The 20,518-nt window shown below is 42.1% G+C and carries 15 protein-coding genes; all 15 read left to right on the top strand.

Annotated elements, in window-relative coordinates; all coding sequences use genetic code 11:
- Positions 1–657, top strand: a 657-nt coding sequence (gene bla, locus NX845_RS05300) for a class A beta-lactamase (RefSeq protein WP_260256600.1), incomplete at its 5' end; no start/stop codon positions are given.
- Between the two features lie 276 nt (positions 658–933).
- Positions 934–2,829, top strand: a complete 1,896-nt coding sequence (locus NX845_RS05295) for an extracellular solute-binding protein (RefSeq protein ID WP_102444886.1) — start codon at positions 934–936, stop codon at positions 2,827–2,829.
- A gap of 12 nt (positions 2,830–2,841) precedes the next feature.
- Positions 2,842–3,930 (top strand): microcin C ABC transporter permease YejB, encoded by a 1,089-nt coding sequence (locus NX845_RS05290; RefSeq protein ID WP_004730359.1) that lies wholly within the window; start codon positions 2,842–2,844, stop codon positions 3,928–3,930.
- 31 nt (positions 3,931–3,961) lie between these two features.
- Positions 3,962–4,984 (top strand): ABC transporter permease, encoded by a 1,023-nt coding sequence (locus NX845_RS05285; RefSeq protein ID WP_004730360.1) that lies wholly within the window; start codon positions 3,962–3,964, stop codon positions 4,982–4,984.
- Positions 4,985–4,993: 9 nt separating this feature from the next.
- Positions 4,994–6,661 carry a microcin C ABC transporter ATP-binding protein YejF gene (gene yejF, locus NX845_RS05280; protein ID WP_260256599.1) on the top strand — a complete coding sequence of 556 codons (1,668 nt, stop codon included), beginning with the start codon at positions 4,994–4,996 and terminating at the stop codon, positions 6,659–6,661.
- Between the two features lie 366 nt (positions 6,662–7,027).
- Entirely contained in the window at positions 7,028–8,053 is a 1,026-nt protein-coding gene (locus NX845_RS05275; RefSeq protein WP_017074025.1) for an ABC transporter permease subunit, read from the top strand.
- A 2-nt stretch (positions 8,054–8,055) separates the two neighbouring features.
- On the top strand, positions 8,056–9,099 hold the full coding sequence (locus tag NX845_RS05270) for an ABC transporter permease (RefSeq protein ID WP_029405077.1): 1,044 nt from the start codon (positions 8,056–8,058) through the stop codon (positions 9,097–9,099).
- 16 nt (positions 9,100–9,115) lie between these two features.
- Positions 9,116–10,939, top strand: coding sequence for an extracellular solute-binding protein (locus tag NX845_RS05265; protein ID WP_260256598.1), 1,824 nt, complete (start codon positions 9,116–9,118; stop codon positions 10,937–10,939).
- Between the two features lie 13 nt (positions 10,940–10,952).
- Entirely contained in the window at positions 10,953–11,822 is an 870-nt protein-coding gene (locus tag NX845_RS05260; RefSeq protein WP_171310623.1) for an ABC transporter ATP-binding protein, read from the top strand.
- 2 nt (positions 11,823–11,824) lie between these two features.
- The gene (locus NX845_RS05255) at positions 11,825–12,658 is read left to right on the top strand and encodes an ABC transporter ATP-binding protein (RefSeq protein WP_083994894.1); all 834 of its coding nucleotides are present in this window, start codon (positions 11,825–11,827) and stop codon (positions 12,656–12,658) included.
- A 55-nt stretch (positions 12,659–12,713) separates the two neighbouring features.
- A complete protein-coding gene (locus tag NX845_RS05250) occupies positions 12,714–13,553 on the top strand; it encodes a hypothetical protein (protein WP_065681387.1) in 840 nt (279 codons plus the stop codon).
- Positions 13,554–13,624: 71 nt separating this feature from the next.
- Positions 13,625–17,572: a zinc-dependent metalloprotease gene (locus NX845_RS05245; RefSeq protein WP_065681388.1), complete on the top strand. Its 3,948-nt coding sequence runs from the start codon at positions 13,625–13,627 to the stop codon at positions 17,570–17,572.
- 236 nt (positions 17,573–17,808) lie between these two features.
- The gene (locus NX845_RS05240) at positions 17,809–18,513 is read left to right on the top strand and encodes a response regulator (RefSeq protein ID WP_017085885.1); all 705 of its coding nucleotides are present in this window, start codon (positions 17,809–17,811) and stop codon (positions 18,511–18,513) included.
- An 18-nt stretch (positions 18,514–18,531) separates the two neighbouring features.
- The gene (locus NX845_RS05235; protein ID WP_017089913.1) at positions 18,532–19,821 is read left to right on the top strand and encodes an ATP-binding protein; all 1,290 of its coding nucleotides are present in this window, start codon (positions 18,532–18,534) and stop codon (positions 19,819–19,821) included.
- Positions 19,822–19,900: 79 nt separating this feature from the next.
- A complete protein-coding gene (locus NX845_RS05230) occupies positions 19,901–20,437 on the top strand; it encodes an RNA-binding S4 domain-containing protein (RefSeq protein ID WP_017094578.1) in 537 nt (178 codons plus the stop codon).
- The last annotated feature ends 81 nt before the right edge of the window (positions 20,438–20,518 follow it).

The following is a 20,518-nucleotide window of genomic DNA, read 5'->3' as shown; positions in this document are numbered from 1 at the left end:
ACTTTAGCGTGCGCGAATCTTCTTTATGACCATGAAAATGAAGGGTTATATTTAGAATCTAAGGTTGGGGTTAAATCTGATGAGCTTATTGCTTGGTCTCCGATGACTAAAGCGTTTGTCGGTAAAGAAATCTCACTCACAGGTGCATGTGCTGCAACCATGGAAATGAGCGACAACACGGCCGCTAATATAGTGTTAGCTGGTATTGATGGGCCTAACGGGTTAACAGAGTTTTTGCGTTCAATCGGAGACCGCGAAACGCGTCTTGACCATATCGAACCCGATTTGAATCATGCTCGTCCGGGCGATGAGCGTGACACCACGACACCAAACACTATGGTAAAAACGTTAAACGAATTGGTGTATGGCAACGTGCTATCAGAAGAATCTAAAGCTCAGCTAAAGACTTGGATGATGGATAATAAAGTCTCCGATGGGATGATCCGTTCGATTCTGCCGGATGGTTGGAATATTGCCGATAGGTCTGGAGCGGGCGCTTATGGCTCACGTGCTATCACGGCTATCGTGTGGAGTGAAACTCGCGCTCCGTTAATCATCAGTATCTCTCTTACAGAAACCGAGTTAACCATTCAAGAGCGTGACACTGTGATAAATGAAATTGGTCAACTCATCTTTGATGCGTATCGCGTACAGTAGTTAATACCACGTTCAATAGTTAATACCACGTTCAATAGTTAATACCCACTTCACTATACTTCGCGCTAGTCACTGGTCCAGCTTCGGTGCTAGCGTGTTTTATTCTTTAGACTGAACCGAGCAATTTGTAAATAAACCGTCAGAGATGGAGTGCTGATGGTTTTATTAGTTATTACATGATGTTAGATTTGAACCTATACTTGATTTAACGGCATGCATTCAAAGCCGATTAATCAACTTGAATATCGAATTCATAACATTTGAAGGGAGAGTCAAATGGGAACAGTTTTTCGACGCAAAGCCTCGCAGCGCACTCAGTTTTTCAGGTCTAATTTAAAGTCCTGTGCAGTCATGTTGCCGCTTATTGTTTTACACCCCTCCGTTACTTACGCTTCTGATACCCAATCAACTCCTGCTGTCACCGTTATTGAAACCACACAATTGGTTGGTTTTGGTGAAGCAAAATATCCAGCCGATTTTACTCACTTTGATTACGTTAATCCTGATGCGCCAAAGCAGGGCAAAGTGACCTATGGCAGCATAGGTACCTACGATAGCTTTAATCGATTCGGTTCCCGCGGCGTTGCTGCAAGTTATACCGGAGAGATTTACGATACCTTGATGTTTTCTCCGAGCGACGAGATTGATGCGTACTATCCATTGATTGCTTCAAAGGTTCGCTACGCCAGTGATTTCACTTGGATGGAAATCGACATCAACCCAAATGCTAAATTCCAAGATGGCGAGCCTATCACCGCGCATGATGTTGCCTTCACTTTTGACAAGTTTTCAAAAGAAGGTGTGCCTCAGTATCGCGTGTATTACAAAGAGATTAAGTCAGTAAAAGCGGTCTCTGATTTGGTTGTTCGTATTGAAATGAACAGTCCAAACCGCGAAAAACTGTTTAGCTTTGCGCAAAGCACTCGTGTATTGCCGGAACATTTCTGGAAAGACAGAAAACTGTCTGAGCCTCTAAGCGAGCCACCAGTCGGTAGTGGTCCCTATAAGATCATTAGCTATAAATCTGGGCAAAGTGTGACCTACGGCCTAGATGAAAACTACTGGGCAGCAGACCTACCAGTCAACGTTGGCCGTAATAACTTCAAGCAAGTGCAATACGATTACTATCGCGATGACACTGTAATGCTCGAAGCCTTCAAAGCAGGGGAGTTCGATCTTCGAACCGAGAACTCGGCTAAGTTCTGGGCCAACTCTTACACGGGCGCAAACTTCGATAAAGGCTACATCATTAAAGAAGAGATCAACCATGAGAAGCCTGAAACGACTCAAGGTTTTGTCTTCAATATTCAATCTCCAGTGTTCTCTGATCCTAAAGTTCGTGAAGCGTTAACGTACGCGATGGACTTTGAATGGATGAACAAGAACATGTTTTATGGTCAGTACAAACGGACTCGTAGTTACTTCCAAAACACTGACTATGAAGCGAAAGGCTTACCAAGCGAAGCTGAAGTTGAGTTGTTGTCTCAATACAAAGACCAAATTCCACCGAGAGTGTTTACTGAAGAATTCCAGCCATCAGTCACCGATGGCAGTGGCCGTATTCGTAGCCAAATGCGCACAGCTTTCAAATTGCTGAAAGAAGCGGGTTGGGTGCTGAAAGACAAGGTGATGACCAACGAAAAGACCGGTAAGCCGATGTCATTTGAGTTGTTGATTTACAGCCCAACCACGGAACGAATCGCAACGCCGGTTCAAAAGAATCTCAAGCGCATGGGTATCGAGATGAAGATCCGTACCATCGATACCACCCAGTACATCAAGCGTCTTCGTGATCGTGACTTCGACATGGTTTCGTCGTCATTTTCCGCAAACCCTTATCCTAGCCCGAACTTAATGATCGTTTGGAACTCTAACTACATTGATTCTACTTACAATACTGCAGGTGTGATGGATCCAGTGGTTGACGCATTAACAGAAGAAATTGCGCGTAACCAACAGCATCCTGAAAAGCTGCTTACGCTAGGTCGTTCACTTGACCGTGTATTGCAGTGGAATTTCTACAACATCCCTCAATGGCACGTCGGCGAATATCGCGTAGCAATGTGGGATAAGTTTGAGCGTCCAGATGTATTGCCTAAATACGATTTAGGTATCGATACATGGTGGATTTCAGAAGAGAAGGCGGCTTTGCTTCCTGAAAAACGTCGCTAGGAGTTAGCTTGCATGGCCGCGTATATATTTCGACGTTTATTGTTGGTGATCCCCACGCTGTGGGCGATCATCACCATCAACTTTTTCATCATCCAGATTGCCCCTGGAGGTCCGGTAGAACAAGCCGTTGCTCAATTAGAAGGGCATAACTCTGGCATCATGGAGCGCTTTTCTGGTGGTGGACAAGAAGTTGATTTAAGCGAAAGTGACCAAGCGTCTGCCAGTGGCTATAAAGGCTCTCGCGGGCTTGATCCTGAAGTGGTTGAAGAGATCAAAAAACAGTTTGGTTTTGATAAGCCGATTCATGTTCGCTACTTCGACATGTTGAAAAATTACGCGACCTTTAACTTCGGTGAAAGCCTGTTTAAAGGCGGCAACGTTATTGATTTGATCATCGAGCGACTGCCTGTCTCCATTTCCTTAGGGCTCTGGAGTACGTTAATTATCTATGTGATTTCGATACCCTTGGGCATTATGAAGGCGATACATCACGGATCTCGGTTTGATATTTGGTCGAGTGCGGTGGTGATTGTCGGTTATGCCGTTCCGGGCTTCTTGTTTGCGATTATCCTGATTATTTTGTTCGCGAGTGGTAACTACTTCAGTTGGTTCCCATTGCGTGGGCTCGTGTCGAGTAACTTCGACCAACTCAACTGGTATCAGCAAATTGGCGACTATTTCTGGCACTTAGCTTTGCCTATTTTTGCTATGGTCATCGGTGGCTTTGCCACGCTCAGCATGCTGACCAAAAACTCCTTCCTAGATGAAATCAACAAGCAATATGTGGTGACGGCGCGAGCGAAAGGCTTGGACGAGAGCAGTATTCTCTACAAGCACGTTTTTCGTAATGCCATGTTGATTATTATTGCGGGTTTCCCAAGCGCGTTTATTAGTATTTTCTTCACGGGATCTATGTTGATCGAAGTGATGTTTTCACTCGAAGGCATCGGTCTGCTTGGCTTTGAGTCGACCATTCAGCGAGATTACCCCGTGGTGTTCAGCTCTCTCTATATCATGACCTTGCTCGGCTTGGTGCTGAGTATTATCTCCGACCTGACGTATACCTGGGTTGATCCTCGAATTGATTTTGAAGCGCGTTAATGGCGAATGAATAAAAAGGTATTGATAATAAATGTTTAACAACCCTTTAGCTGAAGCTCGTTGGTTACGTTTTAAAGCAAACAAGCGTGGTTTTATCTCCCTTTGGATATTTACCATTTTGTTTGGATTGAGCCTGTTCGCTGAGATCATCGCTAACGATAAGCCACTCTTGGTTTCTTATGATAATCAGTGGTTTGTACCTGTTATCAATGAGTACGCCGAGACCGAATTTGGTGGTGAGTTTGAAACCGAAGCCGACTACAAAGATCCTTATGTTATCGAACTCATTGAAGACAGCGGATACATTGTGTGGCCAATCATTCCGTTTAGCTACGATACGATAAACTTCGATATTTCGGGCGCGGTGCCATCGGAGCCAGATTCAGTGAACTGGCTTGGAACCGATGATAAAGGGCGCGATGTGCTAGCTCGCATCATTTATGGGTTCCGTATTTCCGTTCTATTTGGTTTTATTCTGACGATTGTATCGAGCGTGGTCGGCGTCGTAGTCGGCGCGACACAAGGTTACTACGGTGGCTGGGTCGACTTGTTTGGGCAGCGCTTCATTGAAGTTTGGTCGGGCATGCCGACTCTATTCTTGCTGATTATCCTTTCCAGTTTTATCGAACCTAACTTCTGGTGGTTACTAGGAATTATGGTGTTGTTCAGTTGGATGAGTTTGGTTGGGATTGTTCGAGCTGAATTCTTACGCTGTCGAAACTTTGATTATGTAAGAGCCGCGCAAGCCATGGGTGTCGATGATAAACGTATTATGCTTCGTCACATGTTACCCAATGCGATGGTGGCTTCATTAACCATGATGCCGTTTATTTTGTCTGGCTCGGTCACTACGTTAACCTCATTAGATTTCCTTGGTTTTGGTTTGCCTGCGGGTTCACCTTCATTGGGCGAGCTATTAGCGCAAGGTAAAGCTAACTTACAAGCGCCTTGGCTTGGCATTTCTGCTTTCGTCGTGCTTTCACTGATGCTGACGTTACTTGTCTTCGTTGGTGAAGCGGTGCGTGATGCTTTCGACCCACATCAACAGAAGTAAGGATAGGTTATGACTTCAAATACAGTTCCTACTTCCAATAACGTTTCTACTGCAAGATCAGCAACAGGTAGTTCCGACACGTCTCCAGTTCTAACCATAGATAAATTGTCTGTCGGGTTTGGGCGTAAAGATTCGATAGAACAAGTGACTCATGATGTCTCTTTAGAAATATACAAAGGTGAGACATTAGCGCTGGTGGGCGAGAGTGGTTCAGGCAAATCGGTTACGGCTAATTCAATACTGAAACTGCTGCCTAAAGGCTCGTCACACTACTTGAATGGTAAGATCAATTTCTCTGGTACCGACATTCTGAGTTGTTCTGAAAGGCAATTGCGAGGGATTCGTGGTGGTCGTATCGGCATGATCTTCCAAGAGCCTATGGTTTCGCTTAATCCACTTCATCGAGTCGGTAAGCAGCTGGTTGAAACTCTCTCTATTCACCGAGGAATGCGAACCAATAAAGCGCAAGCCTTGGCGATAGAGTGGCTTTCAAAGGTGGGTATTCGCTACCCAGAGCAGAAGATATCAGCGTACCCGCACGAGCTATCAGGTGGAGAGCGTCAGCGTGTGATGATTGCGATGGCACTGATCAACGAACCAGAACTGCTTATTGCTGATGAGCCTACTACGGCTTTGGATGTATCAGTACAAGCGCAGATTCTCGACCTGTTAAAAGATCTGCAACAAGAGCTGGGTATGGCGATGCTCTTTATCACACATGATTTGAGTATCGTTCGTAAAATTGCCGACAGAGTGGCGGTAATGAAAGATGGTCGCTTGGTTGAAAGCAATGACTGCCAAACACTCTTTAATGCACCAGCTCACCCTTATACGCAAAAGCTTATCAACTCTGACCCGAAAGGTTTGCCCGTTCCAGTTTCTCCGGAAAGTGAACCTCTGCTCGATGTTAATCAACTTCGTGTTTGGTTCCCGATTACGGGCGGTTTATTCAAGCGAACCATTTCTCATGTTAAAGCTGTGACAGACATGGAGTTCACTTTGAAGAAAGGGCACTCAATCGGTTTAGTTGGCGAAAGTGGCTCTGGTAAATCGACGACCGGTATGGCGATACTCAAATTGGTGCAAAGTGAAGGTTCAATTACTTACGCAGATGAACAAATTCAAGGCTTAAACCGCCAACAGATGCTACCGTTTCGAAGCCGTATGCAAGTTGTATTTCAAGACCCATTTTCTGCGTTGAATCCAAGAATGTCGGTAGCTCAAGTGATTGGTGAAGGTTTGTTAGTGCATCAGAAATTGGATGAGAATGAACTCGACCAACGCATCTGTGACGTAATGAAAGAGGTCGACTTAGACCCAGAAACTCGTCACCGTTACCCAAATGAATTTTCTGGCGGACAAAGGCAGCGTATTGCGATTGCTCGTGCTTTGATTTTAAAGCCAGAGTTTATCTTGCTAGACGAACCAACATCGTCACTCGACAGAACCGTTCAAGCGCAAGTCCTAGACTTACTTAAGTCACTTCAAGAAAAGTATGGCCTGACCTATTTGTTTATCAGTCATGATCTGAATGTCGTGAAATCCTTGTGTCATTACACCATCGTCATGAAAGCTGGCGAGGTAATAGAGAAGGGCGATACTGAGACTTTGTTTGGTAATCCGCAGCATGACTACACCAAGCAGCTGGTGAGCCTTTCCAATGTTGGTGGTGTGTAGCTAAGTACATTACTCATAGATTAGCTCCTCTCTCATTAGACCAATAAATCGCTTCTGTTTCACAGTGGCGATTTTTTGCATTTGATTTCGATTTGTCACCATATCAATGCAGCTTACAAACATGTTTGAATTGTCTAAGCGGTTCACTTTCTAAGTTACAAACAAATATTAACGATACCTTCTAATTCCAAATTATTATTGATATCTAATTTAAGGTTATGATTTTAAAGGGTAAAGTTTTTAAATTGAACTGGTTAAAATTAAATGGAATTGTAAGCTAATGTAGGTAAATGTAACCATTTGACTACTTTATTTTATTGATTAAATTGATGAAATATTGCTTTAAATGGAATTTGGCTAGTTAGAATGATTGCATATTTACTGAAACGTTTTGCTTTAGTTGTACCTACGTTTCTTGGTATTACTATTTTGATATTCGCGATTACGCGATTTGTCCCTGGGGGCCCTGTTGAGAGGATGCTTGCAAATATGCAGCCTCAAGGGGACGGTGGTGGCGCGTCTAGTCTCGTTGGCCAAAACTCAGCTCTGTCTGAAGATCAGCTTGCTGATCTAAATAAATTTTATGGATTAGATAAACCGGTAACGGAAGCGTATCTCGAATGGTTAGTTCGACTTGTTCATTTTGATCTAGGCGAGTCGACACGCTACTACGAACCTGTCAGTGACATGATTTTTGAGCGCCTGCCAGTCTCTGTTATGTATGGTGGTGTTACCTTTTTCATTAGTTATTTTATCTCGATTCCTCTTGGTTATTTTAAGGCGATGAAGCACGGCAGCGTTTTTGATTCTGTTTCATCAATCATGATTTTTGTCGGCTATGCCTTACCGGGATATGTAGTCGGCGTGCTTCTTATTACGTTTTTCAGTTATCACCTAGAGTGGTTCCCAATGGGGGGCTTTGTTGATGATGACTTCGACGACTTCAATACTTTCTCAGAGCAAATTACTGATATTTTGTGGCATGCGGTCTTACCTTTGCTTTGTTACTTGATAGGTGACTTTGCGACGTTAACCATGACCATGAAGAATAATTTGATGGAAAACTTATCGTCAGATTACATTCGCACCGCTATCGCTAAAGGTTTGCCTTTCAGAGAGGCGATTCGTAAACACGCACTACGCAATAGTTTAATTCCAATCGCTAGCCACTTTGGCAACTCTCTTCTTTTCTTCATGACGGGCTCTTTCTTAATTGAGGTCATTTTCGATATTAATGGCATAGGCCTGCTTGGTTATGAATCAATTGTAGAAAGAGACTACCCAGTGGTTATGGGTATTGTTGCAATCAACGCCTGCATATTGCTACTTGGCAATATCTTGTCTGATGTCTGCGTTGCATTGGTCGATCCTAGAGTGAAGTTTGGAGCTTGATGATGATTAAATTAAATCCGCTGACGCTAAAGCAGATCAAGCGATTCAAACAAATAAAGCGTGGATACTGGTCGCTGATAATTCTATCTGTAATGTTGTTACTGTCTCTTTTTGCTGAAGCGTTGATCAACAGTAAGGCTTTGGTGGTGCGTTATCAGGGGGAATATTACTTTCCCATTGTATCTGATGTTTACTCAGGTAAGACATTTGGTTTGGAGTCTTCGGGAGAGGCAAACTATCGACTGCTTCAATTAGCGCTTAAAGATAAAAACAATGGCGACTTTGCGATTCTACCTTTAGTGCCTTGGAATCCTTATGAACAAGACTTCTCCGGCGAATATCCACCACATGCTCCAAGTGCATACTCAAAACACTATTTGGGAACAGATGTAATCGGCCGGGACATTTTAGCCAGACTGGTTTACGGATTCAGAACTGCAATGGGATTTGCTCTGATAACAATGATCATTGCATACAGCATTGGTGTAACAGTGGGCTGTGCAATGGGTTTCTTTGGTGGCAAGTTTGATCTGATTGTTCAAAGAATCATTGAGACTTGGTCTATGGTTCCGTTCCTTTACGTGATCATGATTTTGGTTTCGATAGCGCAACCAACGTTTATGCTTTTCGTATTGATTAATGTGACTTTTGGGTGGATGGGTATTACTTGGTATATGCGGACGATGACCTACAGAGAATCGGCCCGAGAGTATGTCTTAGCAGCAAAGGCTTTAGGAGCATCAACAGCAAGGATCATCTTTCACCATATTTTACCCAACACAATGGTAATGATCGTTACTTTGGCACCTTTCACTATTGCTGCAAACATTACAGCTCTTACCGCATTGGATTATTTAGGTTTAGGTCTTATTCCACCTACTCCTAGCTGGGGGGAGCTTCTTCAGCAAGGTAAGTCAAACTTAGATTCCCCATGGATTGTTGGTTCTGTTGTGACCGCAATAGTCGGTGTGTTGGTTATGGTTACATTCATTGGTGAAGCGATAAGAACAGCCTTTGATCCAAAAAAATACACAGTTTATAGATAAGCACTAGGAAGTGATGATGTACAGATATGGACTATTCGCTTTGTTGTTGAGTTTTCTAGCTCAAGCACAGCAAACACCAGACAATTTGGAATGGCATAGTAACTGGGTTGATCCAGTATTTGCGTCTGACGAAGCTAAGCGCGGAGGCACACTACGCAGTTATATGCCTAGCTTTCCACAAACACTGCGTTCAGTTGGACCAGACGCGAATTCTGGCATTCGTTTCTATTTAATGGATGGCACACCTAAACTGTCGCAACGACATCCAAATACAGACCGCTGGATCCCTCAACTGGCGAATGAATGGGCATTTGGGGATGATCACAAGACAGTTTATTTCAAACTGAATCCTGATGCGAAATGGTCTGACGGAGAGAGCGTAACGGCTGACGACTATCTATTTATGCTGACGTATTACCGTTCGAAAGACATTATTGATCCTTGGTATAACGACTTTTTCCGCAACAGCATCAAGGCCGTTGAAAAATTCGATGACCATACGATCAGTATTACGATGGCCGAGCCTAAAAGTAACGATGAACTTATGGCTCTTATCAATATGCCGAGTCACGGAGTGCAGCCTCGTCCCAAGCATCATTTTGTTGATATTAACGATGGGAATAAGGATGGCATGGATGATAATTTTGTTCGTAAATATAACTTCAAGTCAGAGCCTACAACGTCGCCTTATTACATATCGAAAGTAAATAAAGGCCGCAGCATTACGTTTTCACATGTTGGTGATAACTGGTGGGGTTACGGCAATAAATACTATAAAAACCGATTTAACGTGGAAAAACTTCGCATTAAGGTAATTCGTGATAGTGATATTGCACGTAAGCACTTTGAAAAGGGAAAGTTAGACACGTTTGCGATGGTACAGCCTCAACTGTGGCATGAGAAAACCAGCTCAGAACCTTTTAGCCATGGTTTTATCCAAAAATTCTGGGGCTTCAATCAAAGGCCACAAGGCGCTGGCGGTTTATGGATAAATACATCCATGCCACTGCTGAACAACATTAATGTTCGAAAAGGCATTACTTACGCTACTGACTTTGATGGCATGATCAAAAACGTGTTGCGAGGCGATTACTCCAGAAAACCTCATGCTATGGGATTTGGACACGGTAAATACGATTTAGAGGGTGTAGAGGCCCCACCGTTTAGACCTGAACTTGCGATTGGTTATTTCGAATCTGCAGGTTTCGATAGTATCGGTTCTGATGGTATTCGTATGAACGCCAGTGGGGTTCGTTTGAGTTTCAAAATTACATATGGCTACAACATTTGGACACCAAGAGTTGCCTATCTAAAAGAGCAAGCGAAGTTAGCTGGTCTAGAGCTCAACTTAAACCTTGTTGATGGTTCTGCTGCATTCAAATTTATTCTCGAGAAAAAACACCAGCTTGCTTTTCTTAATATGGGCGGAGGGGAGATACCAGCTTACAAAGAGTACTTTCACTCGACAAATGCCAACCGTCCTCAAACTAATAATCATACAAATTTCAGTTCACCGGAGCTAGATCAGAAAATTGAGGCGTTTATTTCTGAGTTTGATATGGAAAGGAAACAGCAGCTATCTCAGAACATCCAAAGAAAAATAAAAGATGCGTATGTCATTGTGCCTGGCTATATGGTGCCTTATACACGAGATGCCTACTGGCGTTGGATTAAGTTCCCAAAGAACCCAATGACGAAGAAGACTGGCGCCATGTTTAATATTTTAGATACCAGTAATTTCTGGATTGATACAGACCTAAAAGAAGAAACTGAGTTGGCTTCTAAAGAAGGTAAAGCATATCCACCCATCACCATCATTGATGACAGATATAAGCTCTAAGGATGACCGTGGAATGAACCAAAATATTGTACTAAAAGTTCGTGACTTAGAAGCAGAGTTCAGTACTGATGAAGGCATTGTCAAGATACTGAAAGGTGTGTCCTTTGACGTGAAATCAGGCCAAACACTCGGTTTGGTTGGGGAATCGGGCAGTGGGAAGAGCGTAACTTCCATGTCTATTATGGGACTACTTCCTAAGCCTTATGGAAAGGTCACGGCTGGAAAAATAATTTATCGTGATACAGACCTTACAGAGGTACCTGAACATGAGATGCATAAGATGCGTGGGAACCGTATCTCAATTATTTTCCAAGACCCTATGACAGCCTTGAACCCTGTTCAGACAATTGGCAAGCAGATTGTCGAGGTTCTGGATTTGCACCATAGCCAGATGTCTAAGTCTGAAAAGATAGAGTACGCAATTGGTTTGCTTGAGAAAGTTGAAATTCCAATGCCGAAACTACGTTTTAAAGAATACCCTCATAGCCTGTCAGGGGGGATGCGACAAAGGGTAATGATTGCGATAGCTCTTGCATGTAAGCCTGACATCTTGATATGCGATGAGCCGACGACTGCATTAGATGTAACGGTTCAAGCATCAATTTTGGAACTGATAAGAGAGCTTCAAGAAGAGACCGGGATGGCAGTGATCTTTATCACTCATGATCTAGGTGTTGTTGCGGAAATTTGCGATGAAGTCGCTGTTATGTATGACGGACGTATTGTTGAGCATGCAGAAATTTTCGAACTTTTCGATCACCCACAACATCCGTATACAAAAAGACTCTTGAGCTTAATTCCAGATCTCAATGTCGAGCCGAAACAAACCATTCAAATCAACCCAATTGATTTGAATGAATTCCCAGAATACAAGGGGAATTGATTATGTCAGAAGTCATTAGAATTGAAGGGTTGGAACAGCACTTTTTATCAGGTAAAGGTTTATTTAAGAAAGGCTACGTAATTAAAGCGGTCGATGGCGTTTCATTTTCAGTCAACCAAGGCGAGACATTGGGTCTAGTAGGAGAGTCTGGCTGTGGAAAAAGTACGCTTGGCCGAACATTACTCAAACTGTATGAGCCATCCGCTGGGAAGATCTTTTTCGAAGGCGAAGACATCACCCATTACAGTACAAAAAGAATGCGTCCACTTCGTCGAGATATGCAGATTGTATTTCAGGATCCTCTAGAATCATTGAATCAGAGGCATACAGTAGGCGGCATACTTGAAGAACCTTTTATTATTCATGGGATTGGTTCAAAGAAAGACCGAAAGCAATGGGTTTTAGAGCTACTCGATAAGATCGGATTACCTCACTCCGCCGTAACCCGTTATCCGCACGAGTTTTCTGGAGGGCAAAGGCAGCGTATAGGTATAGCAAGAGCAATAGCATTGAAGCCAAAGTTATTGATTTGCGATGAGTCAGTATCGGCATTAGATGTTTCTGTGCAAGCACAGATATTGAACTTATTACTAAAAATACAAAAAGAGATGAACCTTTCCATTATTTTTATTTCACATGATCTCTCTGTCGTTAAGCACATTTCAGATAATGTGGTCGTAATGAAAAAAGGTAAAATAATTGAGTTTGGAAGTGTGGAAGACGTTTATAAAAACCCAAAAAAAGAATATACAAAAACTCTATTGGCGTCGATTCCAATAACGCATCCATCTCAAAGGAATAAAATAAAAACAACGAGGTTAGCTAAACAGGCTTAAAACTGGAAAAAGAAAATGTAGATATAATACGGAAGTGTAATACAAGAAGGAAAATATGAATAAACTACTTATGTTGCCAGCGTTCATGCTGGTGGCGCCTTCGCTCGCCCTAGCAAATAATTTGCAAGATGAGTGGGAGTCCAAAAACAATGAAAACCCTTGGTCTGGATACATTAGCGCTGACTATTCTCGAAACGGATATGAAGACAGTGCGTCTTTAGCAAATCGTTCGGCTTCTGCAACTGGCGTTGTCCGATATTCGTTTTCAGACAAATCTCGACTCCAAGTTGTGGCGTCAGGTTACCACTTGTCCGACGGTGATGAATATGGGACTAGGGGACAGTTCTGGAATGATACGTCCATCTCATGGGGGCGCAATGGACTATTCAAACCAACTGATGGTTCATCACTGAGTGGTGAGGTGAGAGTAATATTGCCAACGTCTAAATGGTCAAGGAGGAACGATCTAACGTTAGGAACTAGATTGAAAGTCAGGTGGAGTGCTCCATTCGATAATTGGATTGGAGGGCTTTCATTGAGTAATACGTTATTACTTAGAAAAAACTTTCACGAATATAAAACAGCCGGTGGTAATCAGCTTATTGAATACCAATTGAGTAGCCAATTTTCTCTTGATTATGTTTTTGCAGAAGACTTCTATTTTAACATTTTCGTAATGCCTAGACAGTCATGGGATTATAGCGGGAACACGTTTGATCCAACTCTATTACATGGGGAAGAGGTGGGCTACCAAATAACTAAGAGTATTTCTATTTCTGCTGGATTGACTAATGGCATTAGTTATTACAATCCAGAAAGAGGTTCAAACCCTCTTAATGATTTAGTCGATTTAAAGAAAACAACTTATTACGCAGTGATTAACTATCAATTCTAATATTGCTCCGTTCGCATGAAATTAGATAGTTAGAAATAAAAATGTAATATAATTATAAATATAGGTAAATTATGTTTAAACACGCAATTATCGCAGCAAGTATTGCCGCAATCCTCAGCGGGTGTGGGGCCGAAGATCGTGCCTATGACACCTATGAAAAACCAACCGAAGAGATTTCTGTTCAATCTTTAGATACGGAATCACTTTGGATGTACATGCCGTCGACTGGTGAAGCTCCTCGCTATGCTATGACTCAGCGTGGCTTTTTCCAAGGCGATCCAAAGCTAGTTAAAGTGCGCTTTGACAAAACTAACGGTATTTATGTTGAAGAAGTTGATCGCGATAAGGTCAATGCGACAGATGAAAGTCGTTGGGATGCGGAAATCAACCGTGCTCCTGTACTTAAGATTCCTGGAGAGTTCCGCCAGTATCGTTGTGCTGAAAATAGCTACGGTGAGTGTACAAACAAAGAAGAAATTAACGCCGATGAAGATGTGCCATGGAGTCAGGCGACGCACTTTGTACCTAAGTATGAAGAGATTCAATCGCTATCTCAAGACACAATTAGAGCTTGGTATACCTCCAGTAACGTAACGGAGTCTGCAGAACCTCGTTTGATTTCATACGAATACGATCCTGAGGGTGGGGTAATTAACGTTGAAGTAGAACGAACCTTTACTGCAGAAGCGGAAGATCAATACCAGTTTGGTGGTGAACTTAACGACTTATCATTCAAAACACGTTTTTTCTATTCTCTTGTTAAGCTCGATAAGTTAGCAAGTGAAAATTACGAACCTATCTATTATCAAGGCCAAGACAGCGCATACTTTGGGTTCTTCAACGATAGCAAAGAAGTAAAAACTCACACCGGTGAGAGTAACGTACAGGGTTCTCGTTTTTCTTATATTAACCGATTCAATCCGGATCTAGAGTCGATCGATTACTACTTAAGCGACAGTTACTTCGATGATGGCAATGAAGCGTACCTGCAGCTTACGCTTGATACTATGAAAGAGGTAAATCAATCATTAGAAGGCACGGGTGTTCCTCGCATTAACATTGTTAATAGTGATAAGAAAGCGGGTGTGCAAACTGGTGACTTACGTTATAACGTGTTCAACTTGATCGCGGATCCGGTAGACAACGGACTTCTTGGTTATGGCCCATCGGCCACTAACCCATTAACGGGCGAAATTATTCATGCGCATGTTAACCAATACCTAGGTGTCATTCGCTCGGCAAGTCGTCGTACATGGGATGACCTTGCGAAACGCTACAACCGCCAAGAAATTGCAAAAGTACAACCTGCGGTTGTGGTGGAAAAAAGCAATGCTTCGAAATCAAGCGCTGAGCCAACCGAAATTGATTTGTTCAATAAAATGCTCGAGGAAGATCGAGGACCATCGGTCAATGTTCCAGCGTTGAGTGAACGTGAAATTAATTTGGTGGCCAAAGATAATTTAGTCGATTCACTTCCTGAAGCTGATTTGTATTTCAAATACGATACCAGCAACCAAGATCTCGCTCTACAGTCATTCTATAAACGCCAAGATATGTTGAAACGGTTCTCTGAGCAGAATGTATATAGCGTTGATGCGATGTGGTTAAGTACCCAATCAAAGGGCTTAGTGAAGGGCTTAGATTATGCCCAAGGTGGCTATTTCGCCGACGCTGATCAAAGCAAAATGAAAACGTGGGAAGAGCTGACGATTGATCAGCAGAAGTTAGCAAGCCAAGCGATTTCGAAACACATGTTCAAATCAACATTGATTCATGAACTTGGGCATAACCTTGGTTTACGTCATAACTTTATGGGTTCCACAGATGAAAGCCATTTCTATACAGAGGCTGAGCTTGCACAAAGCAAAATTGGGCACCTTGATAAGCCAGCGGCCTACAGTTCGATCATGGATTACGGTGCATCAATATTTGATGAACTGCTGACGTTCGGTAAGTACGACAAGGCCGCTTTACGTTTTGCTTATGCTCGTCAGGTTGAAACAAATGAGCTCATCGTTAACACAAATAGCGAAGGTGCTGATGTCGCTGTAGTGGATGCCACTGGAGCTCAAAAGCGTAAAGTCTATTCTTTGGCTGAGTATGACCGTCAGTTATCTAATGACTATAAGGTTTATCCAACGGGTGTTATTGCACACTTGAGAGCTAACGCTGGTCAAAATGGTATTCCAGATTCGTTAGTGAGCTATCGCTATTGTACAGATGAACACACGACCACTAACTTGTTATGTGATCGTTTTGATGAAGGTACAAGCCTTCAAGAAGCTACTGAGTTTAGAATTCAGCGATACAAAGATAGCTATGACACGGTTAACCAAAGAAATGGACGTGAGAGATTTGAACAGTACCATCAATATAATTACTTCTTATATCGAATGGGAGAGTTCCAACAAATTCGAGATATCGTTGAAAATGTTGGTGAAATCGACTTCATGTTTGCTCGTTACTTAGGCGCAAATACAACGAATAACAAAGGGCAAGTTTTCGAAGAAATAGCGGGAAACAACTGCGTGGATTTTCGAGGTAATGCTATTCCATTAGATAATTTGTCTGCAGGTGTTCGTCCAATTTGTGATACCTACAATGCAGCTAATTTAGCGGCAGATTTCTTCTTAGAAGTGCTAACAGCACCAGATAAGGTATGTGAACTTGAAGAATTGAGTGGTGTGGATGGAGTCCCTAACCGCTACCGTTTCGCCAAGTTATCTGATCTTTGGTTAACATACCAAGGCGGCATGTCGCAAAATCGTGATGTTCCAACCAGTTGCTTTGATGAGGAATTAGTTCAGATGTTAGCAAGCCAAGCTAACGAGATCGTAATTCGTTCTGAAACTCGAGATGGAAGAGTATGGGCTAGCTTAAAAGCGAATAACCCTTACCAAACATCGTCTTCTTCTGTTGATTTGTTAGGCGTATGGCCAGACAAACTACTAGCAGCGCAGATGTTAGTTAAACGTGATACACCTTTCAAATCAACAGAGAATTCGAGCTTAGCGTTGGTTGATATGTCAGACAAAATTTCACATTTGTATACGTATCTATCCGATTTAACGGGTAGAGCTGAAGCTCGCCAAGCTATTTTTGTTGATGGGAATGGAGATTACGTAGAGACAGTTCTAAAGTACAAGCAAGACATTACCGAAACAATTGAGGCGACACCTTCATACCTATGGCCAATGAAGCGCTACTTCTCAATGGGCGGTAATGAAGCATTTGTGTATTGGACTGATGGAGCTAGACAAGATACTAAGGTGCCGTATTTCGGTACGCTTCTGAAGAACTTAAACAAATACAATCGAGCAAATGAGTATGGTTTGAGTGATTCTGTCTCTGGGTTTAGCGACTCTATCCACATCAACTATGCGAATAGTAGTTATGCCGACGAAGATGGGATTAACTTTACTTGGAAAGGGACAAATTATTCGTTGAATTCACGTAATACACTTGCAAATGCTTTAGCTTCACGCGCTTTGTATAAAGAAGACCAAAAAGCACGAGTCGATAAATTGAATGGTTTGCCATATCGAGTTCGTAATGCACTTTCTGTGTTTAAGAATACTCGAGATCGTAACGAAGCACGTATTATTGCGGTCGGTGATAAGCAGGCTCTAGTCGCTCTTCGAGATACTACAGGATTCGCGCGTTGGACTATGTTTGATAACCAATTTGAAGAATATGACGAAGATGGTGAGAAATGTTTACGATTTAAAGTCGATGGAGAGTCCACTGAAGATCACATGAAACGTAAGTGTAACCCTCAGTCAAGCTTGCAAACAGTACAAAATAGTTCGATTGGTAAATTTGAAGATGAAGAGCACGACCGTATATTCGATTTGGCGCAAATCTTTGGTAACCAGATAGCGGATAACAACACCAGTTCGACGAATGCTGCTCATAAAGAAGTGTATAACTATGATCCTGAAGAGTTAAGACTTTGGAGCTCTAACGAATACACAAACTATCGTCGCGCATTTGAACAGTTCCCCATTTTCGATGACTAAACAGGCAACGCTTAGATAAACTCGTAAATCGAACCGATTACCTTATTAAGGTAATCGGTTTTTTTGAGTATAAAATTAAGAGTGTTTAATCTATTTTTAGCTGCATTACCTTTTATTTATATGTTATATAGATACTTTTGTTATTTTTATAAATAGAAGCTATGTAAAAGAATGTGCTGAATTTTTAGATAAATAAGCAGTTCGCAAGTTAGCAGAAGGCATGGTGAAAAGGATTTATGACCAACCCGAAACTCGTGATCGTAGAAGACGACCCCATCTTAAGAGAGATGTTACAGGAGTACTTTGAAAGCCAATCTTTTGAAGTCGTCACTATTTCTGATGGAGCATTAGCGTGTGAGCAAATTTTAACTATTCAGCCCGATATTGTTCTACTTGATCTCATGTTGCCAGAAGTTGATGGACTGACTATTTGCCGACAAGTGCGAAGTCAGTTTAATGGAAAAATACTGATTCTTACGGCGAGCGATGATGATTTCGATCATGTAGCCGCTTTAGAAACTGGCGCCGATGACTTTATTAGTAAACCCATTCGTCAAAGAGTGTTACTGGCGAGAGTGAGGATGCTTTTACGTCGCATCTCTGAAAGTTCTGTAAGTGCTGAAGTGAGTAAGAATGAGTTGGTTTTTGGTAAGTTAAGTTTAAATCGTGTTACCAAAGTTTGTACGCATATTGGACAAGACATATCGATAGCGGAGAGTGAATTTGAATTGCTTTGGTTATTAGCTTCTTCTCCGGAGCAAGTGCTATCACGTAATTTTCTTACTCAACAGCTGAGAGGCATCGAATACGATGGCATCGATCGTTTTATCGATAACAAAATCGTAATCTTACGTAAAAAGCTTAATGACATAACTGTCCCACCTAAAAAGATCATCACTGTAAGAGGCAAAGGCTACTTGTTCGTACCAGAACGTTGGTAACGGTAGCTGATAAATAACATGCGACGTATCTATTTTGAATATCTAGTGGGACTGACTGTCATCTTCTTAGTGAGTATATATTCCTATGCTTTTATTGTTTACAAGTTAAGCACTGACTACGAATACATATTACGAGACCATGAAGCAGAAGCTTATCAAGAATTGATTGATGTGGTTTACCGCGAAAAAGGTTTGCTTGAAACGCAGAATCTATTAAAAAGTTTTGCAAATAAGACTCGGCAAAACCTGCGAATCATCCCATTTGATAATGCTCCAGAATTAGTGAGAAAAGCGTTTCAGCAACAAGGCCGAAATGTCTACTACCATGACGAATACTTCCTTTGGTTGAGGTTGGTTGGAAGTGATGAGTTATATGAGTTATCTAAGAACAAAGATTCTTATCTGAGGAAGCAAATCAAGTTTGAAAACCGGCTTATTTGGGTTTTTGCCATAACTGGTTTTGCGTTTAGTGGCCTGTTTTTAGTTTGGAGAATAAAGCGCCGGTTAAACAACCTTGAAATGGCGACAGTGGCTTTTTCTCATGGTGAACTATTAGAGCGAGCATCTGAGAAGAACAGCATAAAATTGGGGACGTTGAACCGCAGCTTTAATGTCATGGCAGACAAGATAAGAGATTTAATCAATAGTAATAAGTCTTTGACTAACGCGGTAGCGCATGAGTTAAGAACCCCTATATTCCGGATTCAATGGCAAGCTGAGTTGTTGAGTGATTTGGCGCCAACGAAGCAGCAGTCTAAGGCTATAGCTCGTATTCTTGCGGATACCGAAGAAATGGAAGACATGGTCGATGAGTTGTTGTATTACGCCCGCTTGGAAAGGGGAGGTTTTGAGTTACTTAAGCAACCTATTGATGCTAATGAATGGTTAAATGAGCGTTTTACTATTTGGGAGAAAGAGACAACCCTCGATCTCATTAAGGTGCCATTAAAAATTCCAGCCTCTTTTTATGTCGATCTAAAATTATTCAATAGGGCGGTGGATAACATCGTAAGGAATGCGTTTAAGTTTGCTGATACTAAGATCGTTATTGAGTTATGGTATACCGACAATGAATTTGTTATTGAGGTTCATGATGACGGTAAAGGCGTTGAAGCGGAGCATTGGCCTTTTTTGTTTGATCCTTTCTACAGCGCTAATGCAGCGAGGAACAAGGGGAAAACGGGCCATGGTTTAGGGTTAGCTATTGTTAAACAGGTGTGTGACCGTCACCAAGCACATGTCACTGTTGGTGAAAGTTACTTGGATGGTGCGTGTTTTGCCTTGTCGTTTCCTCGGCTTGAGCTATAAATTCAACATGGTCATTTAGTTGTTTTAAGATTACACTGCGCCCAATATTTCAGAAGTACATATTTAGGTAGAGGTCACCATGGACCAAGAACATTACGAAGACGCTGATTACGAAGGCCAAGAGCTGGGCGAAGAAGGCGAAGAGATTGAAATTGAAGCAATTGGTATTGATGTATCGTCTCAACCAATCGAGCTCTACAAGGTGTTTAAAATCGCTAACCTAGTGAGTGGTGGCGGTGAAGCTAAGCATATCATCTCTGAAGGCTACGTAGCGGTAAATGGTGAGCTGGAAACGCGTAAGCGTCGTAAAATGTACGATGGCGACTTCTTTGAATTCAACCAAGAATACTATGTAGTGGTGTGTGATCAGCCAGTACAAGAAGAATCAGAAAAGCCGAAAAAGAAAGAAGCGCCTAAAAAAGAGAACAAGGCGAAGAAAGGTCAGTCTAAAAAGGATTCTAAGAAGAAAGAATCTAAGAAAAGCAAAGCAGAAATGCTAAGCGCAACGGCTGAACCAAAGAAAGAGAAAAAAGAGAAGAAACCGAAAAAGAAAGCGGATACGCCAAAGCCAACACGTGATGACAAAAGCGGCCGTAATTCGATTGAGTTCTTCTAAGTTATAGTTCTAAAGTACAGCTCTAAACTGCTGTTCTAAAACTATTCCTTCAAAACGCACGCAACGTTACACCTAGGTTTA

It is taken from the genome of Vibrio sp. NC2 (assembly GCF_025195005.1).
Taxonomy (GTDB): domain Bacteria; phylum Pseudomonadota; class Gammaproteobacteria; order Enterobacterales; family Vibrionaceae; genus Vibrio; species Vibrio splendidus.
This window is presented reverse-complemented; position numbering and strand designations above follow the sequence as displayed.